Annotated in this window: 21 protein-coding genes; 8 read left to right on the top strand and 13 right to left on the bottom strand. The window is 63.7% G+C overall.

Annotated features, from left to right (window positions below; translation table 11 throughout):
* Positions 1-35: 35 nt before the first annotated feature.
* Complete coding sequence (locus L5876_RS00520) at positions 36-503, bottom strand: Dps family protein (RefSeq protein ID WP_039719237.1); 468 nt, start codon at positions 501-503, stop codon at positions 36-38.
* Positions 504-621: 118 nt separating this feature from the next.
* Positions 622-1,827, bottom strand: a complete 1,206-nt coding sequence (locus tag L5876_RS00515; protein WP_236954136.1) for a pyridoxal phosphate-dependent aminotransferase — start codon at positions 1,825-1,827, stop codon at positions 622-624.
* A gap of 227 nt (positions 1,828-2,054) precedes the next feature.
* Here L5876_RS00515 and L5876_RS00510 point away from each other — a divergent pair, with 227 nt between their 5' ends.
* Positions 2,055-2,201, top strand: a complete 147-nt coding sequence (locus L5876_RS00510; protein ID WP_236954135.1) for a hypothetical protein — start codon at positions 2,055-2,057, stop codon at positions 2,199-2,201.
* Between the two features lie 466 nt (positions 2,202-2,667).
* On the opposite strand, the gene L5876_RS00505 is transcribed toward L5876_RS00510, so the two are convergent.
* Positions 2,668-3,090 (bottom strand): hypothetical protein, encoded by a 423-nt coding sequence (locus L5876_RS00505; protein ID WP_236954134.1) that lies wholly within the window; start codon positions 3,088-3,090, stop codon positions 2,668-2,670.
* Between the two features lie 110 nt (positions 3,091-3,200).
* Here L5876_RS00505 and L5876_RS00500 point away from each other — a divergent pair, with 110 nt between their 5' ends.
* Genes L5876_RS00500 through L5876_RS00490 form a run of 3 tightly spaced genes read left to right on the top strand, consistent with a single transcriptional unit; the run spans position 3,201 to position 5,744 of the window.
* Positions 3,201-3,881 (top strand): hypothetical protein, encoded by a 681-nt coding sequence (locus tag L5876_RS00500; RefSeq protein WP_236954133.1) that lies wholly within the window; start codon positions 3,201-3,203, stop codon positions 3,879-3,881.
* Between the two features lie 11 nt (positions 3,882-3,892).
* Positions 3,893-4,711 (top strand): hypothetical protein, encoded by an 819-nt coding sequence (locus L5876_RS00495; RefSeq protein WP_236954132.1) that lies wholly within the window; start codon positions 3,893-3,895, stop codon positions 4,709-4,711.
* Positions 4,712-4,721: 10 nt separating this feature from the next.
* Positions 4,722-5,744, top strand: a complete 1,023-nt coding sequence (locus L5876_RS00490) for a low specificity L-threonine aldolase (RefSeq protein ID WP_236954131.1) — start codon at positions 4,722-4,724, stop codon at positions 5,742-5,744.
* Here the strand turns inward: L5876_RS00490 and L5876_RS00485 are convergent.
* Positions 5,741-6,283 (bottom strand): response regulator, encoded by a 543-nt coding sequence (locus tag L5876_RS00485; RefSeq protein WP_272906788.1) that lies wholly within the window; start codon positions 6,281-6,283, stop codon positions 5,741-5,743. The two genes, L5876_RS00490 and L5876_RS00485, sit on opposite strands and share 4 nt — an antisense overlap.
* 154 nt (positions 6,284-6,437) lie before the next feature.
* Here L5876_RS00485 and L5876_RS00480 point away from each other — a divergent pair, with 154 nt between their 5' ends.
* Positions 6,438-7,031 (top strand): lipocalin family protein, encoded by a 594-nt coding sequence (locus L5876_RS00480; protein WP_236954129.1) that lies wholly within the window; start codon positions 6,438-6,440, stop codon positions 7,029-7,031.
* A 47-nt stretch (positions 7,032-7,078) separates the two neighbouring features.
* Positions 7,079-9,235 carry an excinuclease ABC subunit UvrB gene (gene uvrB / locus L5876_RS00475; protein ID WP_272906787.1) on the top strand — a complete coding sequence of 719 codons (2,157 nt, stop codon included), beginning with the start codon at positions 7,079-7,081 and terminating at the stop codon, positions 9,233-9,235.
* Between the two features lie 62 nt (positions 9,236-9,297).
* Here uvrB and L5876_RS00470 read toward each other — a convergent pair whose 3' ends face one another.
* Positions 9,298-10,056 carry a DUF5131 family protein gene (locus L5876_RS00470; protein ID WP_236954128.1) on the bottom strand — a complete coding sequence of 253 codons (759 nt, stop codon included), beginning with the start codon at positions 10,054-10,056 and terminating at the stop codon, positions 9,298-9,300.
* Entirely contained in the window at positions 10,040-10,978 is a 939-nt protein-coding gene (gene tcmP, locus L5876_RS00465) for a three-Cys-motif partner protein TcmP (protein ID WP_236954127.1), read from the bottom strand. The genes L5876_RS00470 and tcmP overlap by 17 nt, the downstream gene beginning before the upstream one ends.
* Positions 10,979-11,254: 276 nt before the next feature.
* Between tcmP and L5876_RS00460 the strand changes: the two genes are divergently transcribed.
* Both L5876_RS00460 and L5876_RS00455 read left to right on the top strand, forming a co-directional pair.
* Positions 11,255-11,479: a hypothetical protein gene (locus L5876_RS00460; protein ID WP_236954126.1), complete on the top strand. Its 225-nt coding sequence runs from the start codon at positions 11,255-11,257 to the stop codon at positions 11,477-11,479.
* Between the two features lie 901 nt (positions 11,480-12,380).
* The gene (locus L5876_RS00455; protein WP_236954125.1) at positions 12,381-12,731 is read left to right on the top strand and encodes a hypothetical protein; all 351 of its coding nucleotides are present in this window, start codon (positions 12,381-12,383) and stop codon (positions 12,729-12,731) included.
* Positions 12,732-12,830: 99 nt separating this feature from the next.
* Here L5876_RS00455 and L5876_RS00450 read toward each other — a convergent pair whose 3' ends face one another.
* The 7 genes from L5876_RS00450 to uvrC all read right to left on the bottom strand — a co-directional run bounded on the left by L5876_RS00450 (position 12,831) and on the right by uvrC (position 19,511).
* Positions 12,831-13,163 (bottom strand): hypothetical protein, encoded by a 333-nt coding sequence (locus tag L5876_RS00450; protein WP_236954124.1) that lies wholly within the window; start codon positions 13,161-13,163, stop codon positions 12,831-12,833.
* Between the two features lie 231 nt (positions 13,164-13,394).
* Entirely contained in the window at positions 13,395-13,961 is a 567-nt protein-coding gene (locus tag L5876_RS00445; protein WP_236954123.1) for a hypothetical protein, read from the bottom strand.
* Between the two features lie 228 nt (positions 13,962-14,189).
* A complete protein-coding gene (locus tag L5876_RS00440; RefSeq protein WP_236954122.1) occupies positions 14,190-14,594 on the bottom strand; it encodes a hypothetical protein in 405 nt (134 codons plus the stop codon).
* Between the two features lie 361 nt (positions 14,595-14,955).
* Complete coding sequence (locus L5876_RS00435) at positions 14,956-16,227, bottom strand: ATP-binding protein (protein ID WP_272906803.1); 1,272 nt, start codon at positions 16,225-16,227, stop codon at positions 14,956-14,958.
* Between the two features lie 50 nt (positions 16,228-16,277).
* Positions 16,278-16,985: a response regulator gene (locus tag L5876_RS00430; protein WP_236954120.1), complete on the bottom strand. Its 708-nt coding sequence runs from the start codon at positions 16,983-16,985 to the stop codon at positions 16,278-16,280.
* Positions 16,982-17,608 (bottom strand): CDP-alcohol phosphatidyltransferase family protein, encoded by a 627-nt coding sequence (locus L5876_RS00425; protein ID WP_236954119.1) that lies wholly within the window; start codon positions 17,606-17,608, stop codon positions 16,982-16,984. The genes L5876_RS00430 and L5876_RS00425 overlap by 4 nt, the downstream gene beginning before the upstream one ends.
* The gene (gene uvrC, locus L5876_RS00420) at positions 17,601-19,511 is read right to left on the bottom strand and encodes an excinuclease ABC subunit UvrC (RefSeq protein ID WP_236954118.1); all 1,911 of its coding nucleotides are present in this window, start codon (positions 19,509-19,511) and stop codon (positions 17,601-17,603) included. The genes L5876_RS00425 and uvrC overlap by 8 nt, the downstream gene beginning before the upstream one ends.
* Positions 19,512-19,583 lie beyond the last annotated feature (72 nt).

The following is a 19,583-nucleotide window of genomic DNA, read 5'->3' as shown; positions in this document are numbered from 1 at the left end:
GGTTTGGCCAAATCGATGGCCAGAGGCGAAGACCGTCAGCCCAGCGTCGAGCGCAGCATCCAGGCCATCTTCTCGTGCGCCGACAGGCGCGGAGAGAGGATGTCGGCGGTCGCTTCGTCGCCGGTTTCACCAGCCTTCGCCAAGGCGGAACGTATCGTCGCGACCACGGTTTCGTGGCCGTTCAGCAGATCGTTCAGCATGGCGTCGGCCTTGGTCTCGGTCGCTTCGGACTTCACCGTGGCGAACTTGTCCATGGCGGCGTAGGAATTCGGTGCCGCCACGCCCAGCGCACGGACGCGTTCGGCGAGATCGTCGGTTGCCGTCCAGAGCTCGTTGTATTGCGTCTCGAACAGCATGTGCAGGTCATGGAAGCGCGGCCCGGTCACATTCCAGTGGTAGGCGTGCGTCTTGAAATAGAGCGCGTAGGTGTCGGCCAGCACCGCGGCGACCGCGTCGGCCATGGTTTCGCGCTGTTCCTGGGACAGGCCCATCTTGATGGTCATATCAGTCTCCTCGCATGGCGGCGGGGAGGCACCCGCCTTGCTTCGATAGGGATATGGGCTCGACCGAGCAATAAATCAAACAACTAATTACTGTCGAACCCATTGATTCGATCAATGATCAGGAGAGGCCGTCGCAGAAGCGCCTGATCCGCTTGCCCGCTTCTATGAGCGAGGCATCGTCCGTGGCGTAGGAGACGCGGAAACCCGGGGCGGCGCCGAATGCGGACCCCGGAACGACCGCCACGGCCTCGTCCTGCAGAAGCAACGCACAGAAATCGATATCGGTTTCGATCCGGTGGCCGGACTTCGTGGTTTTGCCGATCGCGCCCGAGCAGTCAGCGAACACGTAGAACGCCCCTTCCGGTGTCGGAGCCGTCAGGCCGGGTGCCGCGTTGATGTCGGCCAGCATGCGGTCGCGGCGCGCTTTGAAGGCGGCATTGCGCTGCGGGAGGAAGTCGAGCGGGCCGTTCAGCGCGGCGACCGCCGCCCACTGGCTGATCGAACAGGGGTTCGAGGTGGTCTGCGACATCACCTTGCGCATGGCGTCGATCAACGGCTTCGGACCACCGGCATAGCCGATGCGCCAGCCGGTCATGGCAAAGGCCTTCGACACGCCGTTGGTGGTCAGCGTTCGCTCGTAAAGCCGCGGCTCGACCTCGGCCATTGTGGAAAACTCGAAGCCGTCATAGGCGATGTGCTCATACATGTCGTCGGTCATGACGAGGACATGGGGATGGTCGAGCAGCACATCGGCCAGTGCCTGGATCTCGCCGCTTGTATAGCCTGCCCCGGTCGGGTTGGACGGCGAATTGAAGATCAGCCATCTCGTCTTCGGCGTGATCGCCGCGGCGAGGGTTTCCGGGCGCAGCTTGAACCCGTCCTCGAGCGCGGCCCGCGCGATGACCGGTTCGCCGCCGCACAGGCGCACCATGTCCGGGTAGGACACCCAGTAGGGGGCGGGAATGATCACCTCGTCGCCGGGATTGAGTGTCGCGGTCAGCGCGTTGAAGATCACCGGCTTGCCGCCCGGCGCGACGGAGATCTGCTCGGGCGCGTAGATCAGATTGTTCTCGCGTCTGAACTTGTCGACGATCGCCGCCTTCAGCTCCGGAATGCCGTCGACCGGCGTGTATTTCGTCTTGCCGGCGTGGATCGCCTCGATCGCGGCAGCCTTGATGTGGTCCGGCGTATCGAAGTCCGGCTCGCCCGCGCCCAGCGAAATCACGTCGATTCCCTGCGCCTTCAGTTCGCGTGCCTTCTGAGTGACGGCGAGCGTGGCGGAGGGCTGGACGCGCTTCAGCGCATCGGACTGCTGGATGGTCATGGAAGGGCGAACTCCGGCTGATTTTCGCCGAACGTAACGAGCGCCGGGATCAAGGCCAATAGGGCGATACGCCCCGTCTGCCGCAATCCGGTCACATATTGGCAACCATGGTCATAAACCTGCCCTTCACCTGCCTTTGGTAGCGTTCATCTACGGAACAACACAGCGCAACAGCGTGTTGTGAGGGAATGATGGCACAGCAAAACGCACATCGCAGAAGCGCAGGAATGGGCTCGGTCACCGGCTTTGTTCTGGCCCTTGCCATGCTTGCCGCCACCGCCTTCGTCTTCATGCGCGCCCAGCCGTCGCAACACGGGCTGGTCTGGGCCGAAGTCCCGTCCGACGAGCCGGTGATCACCGCCGCGATGGACTAGGGTGCCATTCGCGCCGCCTCTGCAACTCTATCGCACAAACATAAGCCGCCTAACTATCGCGATCTTGTGATCTTTAGCCTGTCGATCTAGATCGACCTAATGCCGCGCTATTTTCCGATAGATTGCGAAATTCCCGGACCCGCGAATGTACGCGACCTAATCCATTTTGAGTGGTCGCCCGACGGAATCGTTGCCGATTTCGATCTTCGTCAATCAGATCATGAAATGTTGAGGGTGGTCTTCTCGCAGACGTGTATCGTTCGCCTTCTCGACGAGTTCTATCTGAGCACTGAGGATGGAGCCGGCGACAAAGTCGGACTGATACCCAATCACTTCGCATACCGGGTGGAGGGCGCACGCCTCAGGCAAGATGAGTCCCTTGTTTGGAAGACGAGTAATTTGGATCACTATCAGTTCGTAACGGGCAGCACTTGCCTTGACGTGTTGTGCGGCGGAACCCCGAAATTCATGGTCGTTCCACGCTGATTGATTGCTGCACCTTCCGGTCCTTCACCGGAATCACGAATTTCAGACCCGACCAGACCGCATCGACGGCGCAGACCTTGATGTCGACCAGTCCGGCATCGAGGCCGATGCGCCGGACGGCATTGCCGTCCAGCGTCGTCTCCACGCCCGATGCCTTCTTGGGCCAGGAGATCCAGGCCATGCCGGCCGGCGCCATGCGTGACTTCAATTCGCCGGCGAGCGCCTCAAGAGCCGCAGCTTGCCTCACGAAAACATGAACATAGTCGAATCCGCCTTCGGGAAGGTTTGCCCCATCGGCGTCGATCCGTTCCGACCAGTCAGCAAAGGCGTCAATCTGCGGGATGCCGCCCGGGTATCCGACGAACAGCGCCCGCATGCCCGGCCTGGCGCCGAGCTTCTTCATCAAAGGCGTGCCGGAATATCGCTTTCGCTCATGCGGCGATGCTAGTGGCGCGAACCGCGGCTGTCTTGTAGGGAGAGGTGAGCGGGGTGTAGGTAGTTGAGTGAGGCGGCGTGGCCGATCTTGCCCGTACAATGCTGTCCCGGCACCAGCGTCTCGCCGCCATTGGCGGCGGCGCGCTGATCAATGCCCTGCTGATTTTCGGCCTGATCCGGATTCCGCCCGGCACGATCGAGCCCTTCCGGGTGATCGACGTGACCTTCATTGTCCCCGCTGCCGAGCCGGAGCCCGAGATCGTCGAAGAGGCGGTGCCCGAACCCATGGCCGAGGACATTACGCCCGAACCGGAACCGGTCGCGGAACGCTCGCCCGAGACGCCCGCTCCCGCGCAGTCCCAACCTGCTCCGAGCAATGCGTCGGTCTCGGCCCGGTCGGTGGATGAGGCCCCCGAATCTCCGCCCAGCGGCGACCGGGATGTCTATGCCGTCTCGCCCGGTACGCGCTCGGTCCTGTCGGGTCTGCAATGCCCCGGCGATCCGGACGGCTTCGCCCGCACCGGCGTATGCGGTGATGAGGCGCGGCGCTATGCAAGGATCGAAGCGCCGGCGGAGGATCTGGCGGCCGGATTTGACCTCAGTACGGACCAGATACGGGCGCTATTCGGCGACAGTGACCACATCTATGCGGACCAGCCGACGCTCGACAATCCGGCGGCGCGGCGAAACCTGTCGACGGCCGACCAGATGCGCGACGCCCTGCCCGCCTCGCGCCCCGACCCGGCCTTCGGGGATTAGGGGAGAGGGATATGGATGTTTCCACAGTGGCTTTGCTGGCATTCGCGTTACTCCAATCAGCGGACACGGTTGAGGCGCCTCAATCAATCCGAGCTCTGAGCGAATGTCCCGCCGAACTCCCGAGTTCGCAGGCCTGTGTCGCGATGCCACTCTTCTCCGGCGAAGGTTCCCGTCTGCACGTCTCTCGATGGGAGGAAGAGGCGAGCGACCCAGGATATGACGAGCAGGGTTTTGATCGTTACTCGGTACGTGCTCGCGGCAGATTGAACGGCGAGGCAGAGGATACGGTCAATCTCACCGTCATCCGAAGCCCTATCACTTGCGGAGGTGATGCCTTTGTAGCGGTCGTCAGACTAACGCCCGACGGACGGCCGACCATACTTACGGATGCCGGAGCGTTCCAGCTCACTGAGGGCGATCTTTCCGTAGGGTTTCATCGCGTGACCCTGATCGACCCGGAAACCGGATCGATCATCGGAAGGTTTCTGGATGACGTGAATTTTCATTCCCCGTTCTACTATCACGCACCAGACAGAGTTACGGTGTTTGACCGGGGTACGCGGCGATGCCTCGTTGCCCTGACCGGGGGAAACGCCGTCTCCTATGCCGACGGCCAGTGCGGCCAAGCTGAAGTCGAAAATCGCCCGTACCACAGACCTGATCCAGAGTCCCGCGGGCTCGTCGACTATCAATCAGGTGATCTCGACATCGTCCGGTCTTCGATGGGCGAGGATTGGTGGGAATGGCGCGGGGAATGGGCCGAGCGACTGGTCTTCCGCATGCAGGGGCATGATGTCATCGTCGTTGAGGATACATCACTCTGCACGTAAACCGTGGTCCATGAACTTCCTGTCCGACACCACCGCCCCGGCCCATCCCGCGCTTCTGGATGCCATCGCCCATGCCAATGGCGGCTATGCCGCCAGCTATGGCAATGATCCGCTGTGTCAGCGGGTGGAGGAGAGGCTGAAAGAGGTGTTCGAGACGGATCTGAAAGTCCTTTTCACCGTTTCGGGCACGGCGTCGAACGCGCTCGCCCTGTCCATCCTCTGTCCGTCGCACGGCGCGGTGCTGTGCCATGACGAGGCGCATATCCACCGCGACGAACGGGGTGCGCCGGAATTCTTCACCGGCGGGGCGAAGCTGATCCCCCTGACCGGCGCGCACGCCAAGATCGACCCCGCGGCGCTGAACTCCGTGCTCAACAGCTGGCCGCAGGATTTCGTGCACACCACGCCGCCGCGCGCGCTGTCGGTGTCGAACCTCAACGAATCGGGCTGCGCCTACAGCGCGGCCGAACTCGCCGCGCTGACCGGACCGGCAAAAGCCAAGGGGCTGGGCGTGCATTTCGACGGCGCGCGGTTTGCCAATCTGCTCGCCGGGTCGGGCCTGACCCCGGCGCAGGCGAGCTGGAAGGCCGGGGCCGACATATTGTCGCTCGGCGCGACGAAGAATGGCGCGCTGGCGGCCGAGGCCGTCATCCTCTTCCCGTCCGTCATGGACCGGTATGGCGAACTGCAGGCGCGGCAGAAGCGCGCCGGACACATGGTCGCCAAGATGCGGTACGTCGCGGCGCAGTTCGACGCCTGGCTGACGGACGGGCTGTGGCTCGATCTCGCCGCGCACGCCAATGCGATGGCGGCGCGTCTGGCGGACGGGCTGTCGGCGATCGAGGGCGTGGAACTGGCCCATCCCGTCGATGGCAATGAACTCTTCGTGTCGCTGTCCGAGGCGGTGGCGGAGAAGATGCGCGCGGCGGGGGCCGGCTTCTATCAATGGCCGGACGGCACGGCGCGGCTCGTGGCGAGCTGGTCAACACGGGAAGACGATGTCAACGCTCTGCTGGACGCGGCCCGGGCCTAGGCGGCGTCGCTGTCCTCGCCTTCGTCTGAATCACGCGCTTCGACCTTGTGTTCGTCGCGGGCGCGCTTCCACGGACCATGGAAGCGGGGGTCCTGCCGGCGGCGGCGGTCGGGTCCGAAATAGTCGGGCACGCGGACGAAGCGGCGGGGCCGTTCGATCATTGCGATCAGACGCTGATACAGGTCAACCGGGCGAACGGGCTTGGCGAGGAATTCGTTCACGCCCGCATTGATCGCCTCGATCACGCGCGAGCGGTCGGTGTAGCCGGTGACCATCAGGACGGGCAGATACTTGTTCGGGCTGCTGTCGCTGTTGCGAATGTGGCGGGTCAGTTCCAGCCCGTTCATCTCGCCCAGCATGTAGTCGACCACCAGCATGTCCGGATTGAAGGCAGCGATGGAATCGATCGCGGTCTCGGCGTCTCGGCATTCCTCAATGATGCGCACGCCAAAACCCTGCAGGGTGACCCGCAGGATTTTAGACATATGCGGGTTGTCCTCGACGATGAGGACCCGCACGCGATCAAAGCTGCCTGACATTCCTGTGCGCGCCCTCGCGCTGAAAATCCGCTCTTGCCCACGTTCGAAACTGCGCCGGGGGCCGTTAACCAAGTGTGTAAATCGATCCCCAATTGCCATGGAACCGGGGCGGATTACATTCGTTTTTGTTGACGCGCCGTTCAGGAAACCTCCGATGCTGAAACCCGTCCTTGCCGCCGCCGCTCTGTCCCTGCCGCTTGCGGCGTGCATGTCGTCGCCGCCTGACCGGCTGGCCGGCGATGCCCCGCCCCCGACGGTGGAGAGTGTCGATCTCGACCGTTATCTCGGCCTGTGGTTCGAGATTGCCCGCGCTGAACACGGCTTCGAAGAGGGCTGTCAGGGCGTCACGGCGTATTACGAATACCGGGAGGACGGGGACATCCGCGTCATCAACCGCTGCTGGAAGGATTCGCTCGACGGTGAGCTGGACGTGGCGGAAGGCCGCGCGCGCCTCGCCGATCCCGGTGACACGGCGAAGCTGGAGGTCAGCTTCTTCGGGCCGTTCTACGGCGATTACTGGATCCTGGAACTGGCCGAGGACTACAGCTGGGCGGTCGTATCCGAACCGGCCGGACGGTATCTGTGGATCCTGTCGCGCGACCCGCAGCCGGGTGAGGCCTTCATCGAGGAAAGGCTGAGCTTCCTGCAGAGCCTTGGCTATGACACCGAAGGCCTGATCTACCCGGATCAGTGGGAGAGCCTCGCCGCGATGCCGACCGAAGGCCTGCCCGAAGGCGCGGTGCAATAGCATAGAACAAACTGGAAACAGGCCGCCCGCATCCCTATAAGGATCGCATGGCCCGACTCACCACAGACGACAGCGCGGTCACCGATCTCGGCCAGGCCGATTTCGTGCTCGACCGCGTCGCGAACGTGCCCGCGGCCTGGACGCCGCACCGCCCCGACCGGCCGGAGAAATCCGAGGGCGGGGTGCGGTTCCGCTGCGTCTCGGAATACGAACCGATGGGCGACCAGCGTACGGCCATCCCGGAGCTCGTCGAAAACCTGAACGCCGGCGAGCGCGACCAGGTGCTGCTCGGCGCGACGGGCACGGGCAAGACCTTCACGATGGCGAAGGTGATCGAGGCGGTGCAGCGCCCGGCCCTGGTGCTGGCGCCGAACAAGACGCTGGCGGCGCAGCTCTATGGCGAGTTCAAGAGTTTTTTCCCTGAGAATTCGGTGGAGTATTTCGTCTCCTACTACGACTACTACCAGCCGGAAGCCTATGTGCCGCGCACGGACACCTACATAGAGAAGGAGTCCAACATCAACGAGGCGATCGACCGGATGCGCCACGCCGCGACCCGGTCCATCCTGGAGCGCGACGACGTGATCATCGTCGCCTCGGTCTCGTGCATCTACGGCATCGGCTCGGTGGAGACCTATACCGCGATGACGTTCGAGCTGAAGGCCGGCGAGAGCGCCGACCCGCGCGCCGTCGCGAAACAGCTCGTCGCCCTGCAATACACGCGCAACGAGGCCGCCTTCACCCGCGGCACCTTCCGCCTGAAAGGCGATGTGCTCGAAATCTTCCCGGCGCATTATGACGACCGGGCCTGGCGCGTGGATTTCTTCGGCGACGAGATCGAGCGCATTACCGAATTCGACCCGCTGACCGGCAAGGCGCAGGCGGACCTCAAAAGCGTGAAGGTCTACGCCAATTCGCACTATGTCACGCCGCGCCCGACCCTCCACCAGGCGATCAACGGCATCAAGGCGGAGCTGAAGGCGCGGCTTCAATGGATGGAGGCGGAAGGCAAGCTGCTGGAAGCCCAGCGCCTCGCCCAGCGCACCGAGTTCGACATCGAGATGCTGGAGGCGACGGGCAGCTGCGCGGGCATCGAGAATTATTCCCGCTACCTCACCGGCCGCAAGCCGGGCGAGCCGCCCCCCACGCTGTTCGAATACCTGCCCGAAGACGCGCTCATCTTCGTCGATGAGAGCCATGTCGCCATCCCCCAGATCGGCGCGATGTACCGCGGCGACTTCAACCGCAAGAAGACGCTGGCCGATCACGGCTTCCGCCTGCCCTCCTGCCTCGACAACCGCCCGCTCAAATTCGAGGAATGGGATCTGATGCGCCCGCAGACGATCGCGGTCTCGGCCACGCCCGGCCCGTGGGAACTCGACCGCACGGGCGGCGTCTTCACCGAACAGGTGATCCGCCCGACCGGCCTCGTCGATCCGCCGGTCGAGGTGCGCCCGGTGGCGAAGGATGGCGCCAGCCAGGTCGACGACGTCATCGCCGAGGCGCGCGCCACGGCGGAGGCCGGCATGCGCACCCTCGTCACCACGCTGACCAAGCGCATGGCCGAGGACCTCACCGAATACATGCATGAGCAGGGGCTGAAGGTCCGCTACATGCACTCCGACGTCGACACGGTGGAGCGGATCGAGCTGATCCGCGACCTGCGGCTCGGCGCCTATGACGTGCTGGTGGGGATCAACCTGTTGCGGGAAGGTCTCGACATTCCCGAATGCGGCCTCGTCGCCATTCTCGACGCCGACAAGGAAGGCTTCCTGCGTTCCGAAACGAGCCTGATCCAGACGATCGGCCGCGCGGCGCGGAACAGCGAGAGCAAGGTCATCCTCTATGCCGACCGCATCACCGGCTCGATGCAGCGCGCGATGGAGGAGACGAGCCGCCGCCGTGAGAAGCAGGAGGCCCATAATCTCGAGCACGGCATCACCCCGACCACGATCGTGCGCGGCATTTCCGACGTGCTCGAAGGCGTGATGGAGAAGACCGCCAAGGGCCGCAGCGCCCGGGCGCGGGATCGAAAACGCTTGTCAGCGCGCGAGGAGGCCGCGGGCTTTGACGGTTCGAACATCAACGCCGTCATCGCCGACCTCGAAAAGCGGATGCGCGAAGCGGCGGCGAATTTGGAGTTTGAAGAGGCGGCCAGGTTGCGGGACGAGATTAAAAAGCTTGAAGGGACTGGTCCTGCGTAGCTCCGTCAGGAGCGAAGCAGGATGAGATCAAGCGGTTGGAGGGGGAGTAATCGATAAATCGGCTATGCGATGTTCGGCGCGGGCATTTCATCCCAAGTCTGGCCATCAAACTCACGACCGGTTCGCTTCTTGTTCACACCGCCCCATTGCTTGAAGAAAAATTTGCTTCCCTGCGTTTCGCACTGACGGAAGATTTCCCTAACCCAAGCTTCGTCCATTGGGCGTGCACCTGGACCGGACTCTCCACCTACGATCGACCAATGGATATTGGATAGGTCTACTCTCCCTACCGAGCCGATCAGCGGCTCAAACGAAATGAACCGCACGGTAGCCGGACATTCGGACAATTCCTGTATCCGGAAAGTAACCCTCGAATCTTCGACTGACGTCCCGATCCAAACATTTGGCAGCGGGGGTTGCCCCCCACAGATAAGGTAATCTTTCATTCTTTCGGGTTGTTTTGTCAAAATCTGGAAAGTGTGTATCGGGTTCCGCTTCATGACGGCCCAAACCTTGTCAACGAAGTCGAACGGCACTGCGTCCTGAAACAGATCCGACATCGAATTCACGAATACCAACCTTGGCTTACGCCAAGTATCGGGAATACCCAATGCCTGTTCGTTAAGGTGTACCGTCCCCGTCCATACATAACGGTTTCCACTTTTCCTAGTGGTGTCGCGGTAGCTTTCATGACGCATCGCCTGGAGCCGCGCTGCCATTCTCATCGCGTAGCAGTTTGAGCAGCCAGCGGTGATGATACGGCAACCGGATACCGGGTTCCATGTTGCGTCGGTCCATTCGATGTCAGAATAACCAGCCACTTTTCTCCCTCCGGCTTTCAATGATTGATTTCGCGATTCCGCTAGCAATCTCTCCCGCACGTTTACCGTCATTCGCCCAAGCAAAAATTAATGAATACAAGGGGTAGCCATGTCTCAGGTCTCCAAGTGGTAGCGTGTGGTCCAGCACTCCACCGGCGAAAACGCTCCGCATGCGTTTGATCATAAAATCTGTTGCCGATTCTGGGGTAACCGCTTTGACGAGTTCAACCGTGTGTCCGAATAGTCCTTCGCGCACTTCTTCTGCCACAAACTCATTCCGCCAGTCAGGTGTTCCAAACAAGCGGTCAAGTGATTTTGCGGACTCAGGCGTCACACGTCCCAAGTTCGAAATCTGACGAAAGACACCGTTTCCCGATGGGAATAAATACCAAAGGTCGATGGCTCTGGTTTGTGCAATTTTTTCTACTGTGTCCCACGCAACAGAATTGCCAAAAGGATCTAAAAACACAACTGCTCGACGATCTCGCCAACTTGTGTTCTCGCAGAGCTCCACCAACTTCTGGTTCGAGTCGCCCTGAACAAATACGCAACGCTCCGCCAAAGCGTGATCGGAGACACGCTCTCGAAGTTCATTGAGCTTTTTTCGCTTTTCTTCTATAAAAATATAATGGTCAAAAGATTGTTTACCTGTTAAAGCCCGCAACGCGGACCCAACCTTAAATTCTTCAATACTCTCGTCAGTTTCTAATAATTTATCCTGATTCTCGATATCTTCTTTTTTAAGTGGACGCCCGCCAGTACCCGCAAACGCATCTATATACATCGTATCCCAAACCCGCCATCCATTCCTGCGTTGTTTAGCCTGGGCGCCATGCATCACACGTTTATACTGAGTTAAATACTCTGAAATTACATCGAGCTTCATGTCGGTAGCCGTACTTCCGAATGGGATTTGTTCCATGTCGCCCTCCGTCTTCGGAACATTTATAGAACATAGAACAACATTTTCAACCTTAAATGCACGAAATCAATTAATTCATTCGACTTGACTGAAAATGAAATTGCTTAGATCGACGACGGAATGACCGAAGCGAAAAATCGAGACAACAAGCCCGATCCTCGTTGGACCCGCATGCCCGGCCCTCGTTGCGCCCGAAAGGCAATGTGGCACCGGTGGCACCCCTATGGATTGGGCAGCCCCGTTGGCTGATCGCTTTGCTGACGTTAGCCTCTCGCCATGAACACCCTTCTCTCCGTCGTTGCTGCCCTGTGTCTTGCCGGGCCTGCCTTCGTACAGGAGCCGGACAGCGGAGCGCGACCGGAGCTGAGCCCCGGCCAGGTCTGGACCATCGAGGGCGAGGGACAGGCAGCGGCGCGGGTGACGATCCAGCCGATCGAGCCGTGGGGCGAGCTGGAGGCGGTGCATGTCTCCCTGACCGGGGTGAGCGGCCCGCCCGGTTAAGGTAGCGCCCGCCCCGGTTTCCTCCCCCGCCTGCGGGGGAGGTGGCGGCGAAGCCGCCGGAGGGGGGAATGTCAGTAGCGCAGGGTCTCCCCCCCTCGCCCCGGACCCGGTCCGGGGCACTCCCCCCGTAAACGGGGGGAGAAATCCCGCACAGTGATGACCGCCAGTTTCGAGGACGGCCATGCCGCGTGGCAGGCCGCCAATGGCGGGCTGTTCACCGTCCCCGCCGGCGAGGGGATCGGCGTGATCTTCGGGCAATAGACCGGGTCGTCATTCCGGCGGACGCCGGAATCCAGAGCATCCGTGAAACTGGACCCCGGCTTCCGCCGGGGTGACGGAAAGCCTCAATTTTTCCTCCGTCCCGGATTTATTCCGGGACCTACCGGAGCGAGCGGGTAACCCGGACACGTGGGTAGGCCCCGGTCTTCGCGTTCCGCGAAACCGGGGAACGTCGGATGAAGGTGAAGCTGGACCCCGGCTTCCGCCGGGGTGACGGAAAGCCTCAATTTTTTCTCCGTCCCGGAGATGGTCCGGAGCCGGCCCGTCACCCCACCCCGCTCCCGTCCTTCTTTCGAAGGCCGCTCGCGTCCCTCCCCATCAAGGGGAGGGAGGTTACAGAGCCGCCTTACCCGCCCCTCCCCTCGTGCGGCCTATCCTCCGCCCCCTTCGTGGCCCGCTAACGCGGGCGCCTCAGGACAACGCATGCCCCTGCCCATCCGCACCCCAGAGGAGACCGAGGCGCTGAAAGCCCGCGCGCGGGAGAGCGCGCGGGCGGGGCGAGCGTGACCGAGACGGCGCAGGCGCTCTCCCTGCCGGCCTCGACACTCTATCGCTGGGCGGCGGAGGGCGGCTGGCGCGGGCGCTGATGGAGGCGGGGGATTTTCGCGGCGCGGACCTGGCCATGCGGCTGTCGGAGCGGATGCTGGACGCCGCCAAGGCGCTGGCCGCCCTGCCGAAGCCGGAGGGCTATCGCCCGCCGAGCAACATGCCGCTCGACATTGCGCGGCTGATCCTGGGCTATCGCATGTCGCTGCAATTGTCGGTCGGGCTGCGCGAGGATTTCATCGCCGACCCGTCGAAAATGCCGCCGCCGCCCGAACCCGGCGAGCATATCTGCGGCAGGCACCATGCGGCCTCCGGCCTGCCCATGGCCAATGGCGGCACCTATCCCATCGTGCCGCGCGCGGCGCTGATGTGGCCCTGGCGGCCGGAGAAATGGGTGGAGGGGGAGTCGGAGCCTCCCTCCCTTTGAGGGGGAGGGACGCGAGCGGCTTGCGAACGCAAGACGGGAGCGGGGTGGGGTGCCTTCCCCTCGCCCCCATCTGGGGGAGAAGGGAGGCGCGAAACCGCCCTAGCCGAAGCGCTTCTCGTAAGCCGGCTTTTCCTTCGGGAAGAGCATGGCGGAAAACGCCGTGCCGACAATCGCGATGACGATGCGCGCGATGATGGTGAAGAAGAGGAAGGTGAGCTGTTCGTCGCCGAGGAAGAGGCGGACCCAGTTGTTGTACTGGTTGGGCAGGCCGGTATGGGTGAGCCAGTCCTCGACCATCTCCGCGCCGTTCAGCACCCAGTTGAGGACGTGCGGGGCGTAAAGCCCGAGGAAGACCAGCATTGCCAGGGCCAGGATGAAGGCCAGAAACAGCGTCAGCGAGGTCGATGTGACCCGCCCCAAGATCATGCCCATGGAATGCTCCCCTTTTCAGTCCCCGATATCAGACCAGCCTAACATGGCAAGAAACGGGCCGAACCCCGCTTCGTGTCTGAGGGGAAAATCCCGGAGAGCGGAGGGTGTTCCGTCTCGCCTTTCCGGACGTTCCCCGGTTTCGCGGAACGCGAAGACCGGGGCCCAGTACATTCGGCCAGATGGATCCCGGATCGGCTTCGCCGTCCGGGAAACGTCAATCGGAAGGAAGCCTCACAAATCCCCTTCCTCCAGCAGCGTATAGGAAAACGCATTGCCCCAGACCCGGGCGGCGATGCGGCAGACGCCCATGAACAGCGCGAAGTCGTCGGCATTGGCGAAGACGGTGCAGCCCGCCGACCAGCGCCCGACGGTCTGCGTCGTGCCGCTGGCCGCGGCGCGGTGGAGGTTGAGGCCGGTGCCGTCGTCATGGCGCACGCCGCCGCGCCAGACCGGGAGCGTGGTGCCCGGGCGCTGGCAGAGCGCGTCATAGCGGCCCTTGTGCTTCGCGATGTGGTGGGAAGACCGGTATTGCCCCGGGATCAGCGTTGCCGTGCCCTTCGGGTGGACCGGGTGGTCGAGGTAATGCTGGCCGGGATCGGTGGTGACGGGAAAGGCGAGATACTGCCAGTCCGCGCCCGCCCGCCAGCTGAGCGTCAGCCAGTCGTCGAAGGCGCCAGCTTCTGTTTCCAGCGCGCGCACCGCGACGATGTTGAGGTCATAGCCCCTGGGGCTGGTGAACAGGGTGTAACCCATTGCGCGGAGGGCGGCGTGAATGGCGTCTCGATCGGGGCAGGTCATGCCCGCGAGGTTAGGCCGCGCGGGAATGGGCGGGGATTGTTCTGACTTGAAGACCCCTCACCCTAACCCTCTCCCTGCAGGGAGAGGGAATTATGCTCGGCGTTTCTCCCCCGGGGGAGAAGGAAAAACTGCATCCCCGCCTCGCGCGCGCAAACAAAAGGGGCGGCCCTTTGTCCCGTGAAGGAGTAGGGGCCGCCCCGAGATGGAGGGGTAGTTACGCGAGCCTGTCTATTCCGTTCCCGGTGCGGGCGGCGTCGGCGCGGTGTGGCCGCGGCCCTCGAGAATGGAAATGGTGATCATGCCGTCGCCCCAGCCGTCGGTCTGCCAGCTGTCCCCGACTGCGAGATCGGGGTTCCACGGGCCGCAGGAGGCCGTGGCCGGGCTGCCGTCCTCATTCATCGCGCCTTCCGGCGGATTGAGGCAAAGCTCGCTGCCCGAGGCGGTCCAGGACGCGCCAGAGCGCCCGAGGCTGTCGGAATAGGCGCCGTCGGCATCGAAATAGGCGTCGAAGCCGTTGCCGGCCTCGTCGATGATCACGCGAACGGTGTTGCCCACGGCATTGTCCATGCCTTCGGCGAGCGCGGGTCCGGCGATCAGGCCGGCCAGTGCGGTGGCAATGAGAAGTCGTTTCATGAGGATCAGAAACTCCGGTCCTTTTTGCACCGCCCCCCGGCGCATAGGTCAAAGTTAACCACAGCTTAAACTTCAGGGCAAACCGGAAACACGAATTCCCGGCATGGCCCTCCCCTGACAGGAGAATGGCAGGCCCGCCGCAAGCGTGGCGAAACAAAGATGCGTCCCGTCACGCGGCGTTCAGCGGCCAGACCCTAGGTTCGACAGCGTGCGCTCCTTGAGAGGCGGGCCGGGCCCCGTTCATCCCTCGCAGGGATCCGGTCCGCCGCTCTCACCTAGCGGAAGAATCCTCAAGGGCGCACACATCTCCCTTCGAGTGACGACCCACTCGCCCCGGCCCTCCCGCCGGGGCGATTGTCGTTCAGCCGCCCGGTATCGACAGGCTGGCGCGAAGTCCGCCCAGCGGGCTCTCGCTCAGCGTCACGTCGCCGCCATGGCTGCGCGCCACGTCGCGGGCGATGGCGAGGCCGAGCCCGACGCCGGAGCGGTTCTGATTCCTGGACTCGTCGAGGCGGGAGAAGGGCTTGAACGCCTCCTCATAGCGGTCCGGCGGGATGCCGGGGCCGTCATCATCGACGAGGATCTCGATCCGGCTGCCGGCGCGGCGGAGGCTGACGGCCACCCGGTCGCCGTGCGCGGCGGCATTGGCGACGAGGTTCGCGACCGCGCGCTTGACCATGCCGGGCCGCACCGCGGCCTCGACCGCCCCGGCGGCCTTGAGGTCGATCCTTGCGCCGGTGCGTCCGGCATCGCCGACCGCCTCGGCGACCAGGGCGGAGAGGTCCGTCACCTGAGTCTCTTCCCCCGCCTCGCCGCGCGCGAAGGTCAGGTATTCCTCCAGCATCTGTTCCATCTCACTGACGTCGCGGCGCGCCTCCTCCCGGTCCGGGCCTTCCGGCATCAGGGCGAGGTGGAGTTTCAGACGCGTCAGCGGGGTGCGCAGGTCGTGACTGACCCCGGCGAGCAGGCCGGTGCGCTGGTCGATATGACGCTGGATGCGGCGGCGCATTTCCAGGAAGGCGTGGGCCGCCTGACGCACCTCGCGCGCGCCGGCGGGCTTGAACCAGTCGGCGTCCTGGCCGCGGCCAAACTGCTCCGCCGCGTCGGCGAGCCGGCGGATCGGCTTGACCTGATTGCGGATGAAGATGACGGAGATGAGGGTCAGGATCGCCGTAGCGCCCAATAACCACAGGATGAAGATGTGTCCGGTCGTGGCGAAGGCGCGCTCGCGGAAGGCGATGTAGCGGAGCACGCCGGTGTCGGTCTGGACGCGGATATCGACATACTGGGGATAGCGGGTGGTATCGAACCAGATCGGCTTGTCGATCTGCGCCGTCAGCGCTCGTCGCAGCGTGCGGTCGAGCGTACGGAAGAAGGAGGTCCGGCGGCTGGTCGGCAGCGTGTCGCCGGGGCGGAAATCGACGTCGAGCCGCATCGTGTCCCGCGCATTCTGGGCGTAGGGCGCAAAGGCCGTCTCGTCCTCGCCGACCTGTTCGAACAGCGCCGTCATCATGGCGACATCACCGGCCACGCCTTCCGACAGGCGGCTTGTGACCGTTTCCCAGTGTTCCTCGAAGAAGGCCCAGGCGATCAGAGCCTGCATCATCATGACCGGCAGGACGAAGATCAGCATCGACCGCGCGAACAGGCCTTTCGGCAGGTATCGCTTCAGCGGCCCCACGATCAGCCCCTATCCTCGAACACGGCGTCGGCGATCAGCTTGTAGCCCTCCCCGCGCACGGTCTGGATGTGCAGGGGCTGGCGCGGATCGCGCTCGATCTTGCGCCTGAGGCGGGTGACCTGAACGTCGACCGCGCGCTCCCCTCCGCCGGTCTTTTCCGACAGGGCAATCCGGCTGACCGCGCGCGACGGGGTCGCGGCGAGCGCGGAGAGAAGCGCGGTTTCCCCGCCGGTCAGGCGCGCCCGCGCCCCGCCCTTCGACAGGGTTTCCTGATGCAGATCATATTCCCAGCCGCCAAAGCGCACCTTGGCATGCGCCGGGCCGGTCGGCCGGGCGCGCTTCAGGATGGACCGGATCCGCAGCACCAGTTCTTCCGGCTCGAACGGCTTGGGCAGATAGTCGTCCGCGCCGAGCGACAGCCCCCGGATGCGGTCGTCGGCCTCGCCGCGTGCGGTCAGCAGGATGATCGGCACATCGCCCTTCTCGCGCACCGCGCCGGTCAGTTCGAACCCGTCCATGCCGGGCATCATCACGTCGAGGATAAGGAGATCGAATGCCATCCCCTTCATCAGTGACATGGCCTTCGCCCCGTCCGGTGCGGTGGTCACGCGGAAGCCGCGCTCGGCCAGGAAGCGTTTCAGCAGCGAACGGATGCGGTCGTCGTCATCGACGATGAGCAGGTGCGGCTCGGTGTCCGCCGGGGCGTTCATGCGCGCTTCCGGGGCAGGAGGTAGCGGATCGCCGTGTAGAGGCTGAGCGCGGCGGAGAACCACAGGAAGGACATCCAGATCTCGATGAAGAACCAGTCTGTCAGGCCGATGCCGTTGACGGCCAGCAGGCCGGCCAGGAAGGGCAAGGCCAGGGTGATGAATTCCGCCGTCGTCTTCATCTTGGCGTCGAATCTGACGGGAATGGGGACCGATTCCTGCCCCAGGCGCTGAAGCCGGATCACGGTCAGCATGATGTCGCGCGCGATGATGGCGGCGGCGGGCACGACGATCATCAGATTGAAGGGCAGGATCCAGACCCAGACGAACAGCCAGAAGGCCACGAAGACCTTGTCGGCGATCGGGTCGAGCAAGGCCCCGGCCCGCGTTACGGCATTCAGTGCGCGCGCCAGCCATCCGTCGAACATGTCGGTCAGGGCGCCAAGAACGAACAAGATCATCGCCGCCAGTGCCAGCGCGTCCGCCTCTTCCTGGAAGGCCGACAGGTCGATCCCCGCGAAGGGCCGGCCTTCGCTGCTGCCATAACTGAGGATCATCAGCACGGCCCCGGCCGGTGCCGACGCCATGCGCAGGACGGTCAGGGCGTTCGGCAGGGATCTAAGCATCGCGGAACCAGTCATAGATGCGTTTTGCCATGGCTTTGGAGACGCCTTCCACCCCTTCGAGGTCGGAAAGCGCCGCCCCCCTCACCGCCTTGGCCGATCCGAAATGCGCCAGCAAGGCCTTTTTGCGCGACGGACCGACGCCAGGAATGCCGTCGAGCGGGTTTTCCCGGATGGCGCGCTCGCGCTTGGCGCGGTGCCCGCCGATCGCGAAACGGTGCGCCTCGTCGCGCAGGCGCTGGAGATAGTACAGCACCGGATCATTCATCGGCAGTTTGAACGGCGCCCGGCCGTCCATGTAGAAGGCCTCGCGGCCCGCATCGCGCTCCGGCCCCTTGGCGATGGCGGCAAGCGGAATGTCGGACAGCCCCAGCTCTTCCATCACGGCGCGCGAGGCCGAGAGCTGGCCCTTGCCACCGTCAATCAGAACGAGGTCCGGGACCGGCGCGCCCTGGTCGGCTTCCTTCAACATGCGCGAGAAGCGGCGTTTCAGCATCGCATTCATCATCGCGAAGTCGTCATTCGTGCCGACATCCTCCGGCTTCATGTTGAAGCGGCGATACTGGTTCTTCGTGAAGCCTTCCGGCCCGGCGACGATCATCGCGCCCAGCGCATTCGTGCCCTGGATGTGGGAGTTGTCGTAGACCTCGATCCGTTGCGGCGGTTCGGCGAGGCCGAATACCTTTGCCACGCCCTTCAGTAGCTGGGTCTGGGTCGCGGTTTCCGACATGCGGCGCGAAAGTGCTTCCTCGGCATTGCGCCGCGTCTGCTCGACCAGCTTCTTCTTCTCGCCGCGCGAGGGCGCATGGACCGTCACCTTGCGCCCGGTCTTCAGCGTCAGCGCCTCGGCGATCAGCTCTCCTTCGGGCAAGGCGTGCGAAGTCAGGATCAGGCCCGGCGCCGGACGGTCGTCATAGAATTGCGCGATGAAGGCCGAGAGCACGTCTTCGGGCGCACTGTCCTGTTCATGGCGCGGGAAGAAGGACTGGTTCCCCCAGTTCTGCCCGGCCCGGTAGAAGAAGACCTGGACGCAGCTCTTCCCGCCTTCCTGGGCCAGCGCGACGATGTCGGCTTCCTCCACGCCTTCGGCGTTGATGCCCTGGTCGGTGGTCACCGCCGCGATGGCGCGGATGCGGTCGCGCAGGCGAGCGGCGGTCTCGAAGTCGAGTTCCTCGGACGCGGCCTGCATCCTTGCGCTCAACTCCTCGCGCAACGTGTTGGACTTGCCGCGCAGGAAGGCCTCGGCCTCGCCGACGAGTTCGCGGTAGTCATCGAGCGAGACGAGATCGACGCAGGGGCCGGAACAGCGCTTGATCTGGTAGAGCATGCAGGGCCGGGTCCGGCCCTCATAGACGCTGTCGGAACAGGTGCGCAGCAGGAAGGCCTTCTGCAGCGTGTTCAGCGTGCGGTTCACCGCGCCGGCACTGGCGAAGGGGCCGAAATACTCGCCCTTGGCTTTCCGCGCGCCACGATGCTTCAGGATTTGCGGCGCGCCATGATCCTTTCGAACCAGGATGTAGGGGAAGGACTTGTCGTCGCGCAGGATGATGTTGAAGCGCGGCTTCAGCCGCTTGATGAGATTGGCTTCGAGCAGCAACGCCTCGGTTTCCGTCGCGGTCACGACGAATTCCATCGACCTTGTCAGCGCGATCATCAGGGCGATGCGGTTGGTATGCCCGCCGGATTTTGCGTAGTTCGACACCCGGTTTTTCAAATTCCGGGCCTTGCCGACATAGAGAACCTCGCCATCCTCCCCGTACATGCGGTAAACCCCCGGCTTTCCGGGCAGGTTCTTTACATAGCCCGCAATGATGTCGGGGCCGGACAGCTTGCCCGCGCCCTCGGGCACCGGGGCGGGTCTGTCGGCCGCTTCGATCGGCGGACGTTCCGGACGGGAGGCTTTCATGGCCGACAAAATCGCCCTGGTGACAGGCGCAGGCAAGCGCCTAGGTGCAGCAATCGCGCGCGGACTTATGCC

The organism is Hyphobacterium sp. SN044, from assembly GCF_021864465.1.
In the GTDB taxonomy this organism is placed as follows: Bacteria; Pseudomonadota; Alphaproteobacteria; order Caulobacterales; family Maricaulaceae; genus Hyphobacterium.
This window is presented reverse-complemented; position numbering and strand designations above follow the sequence as displayed.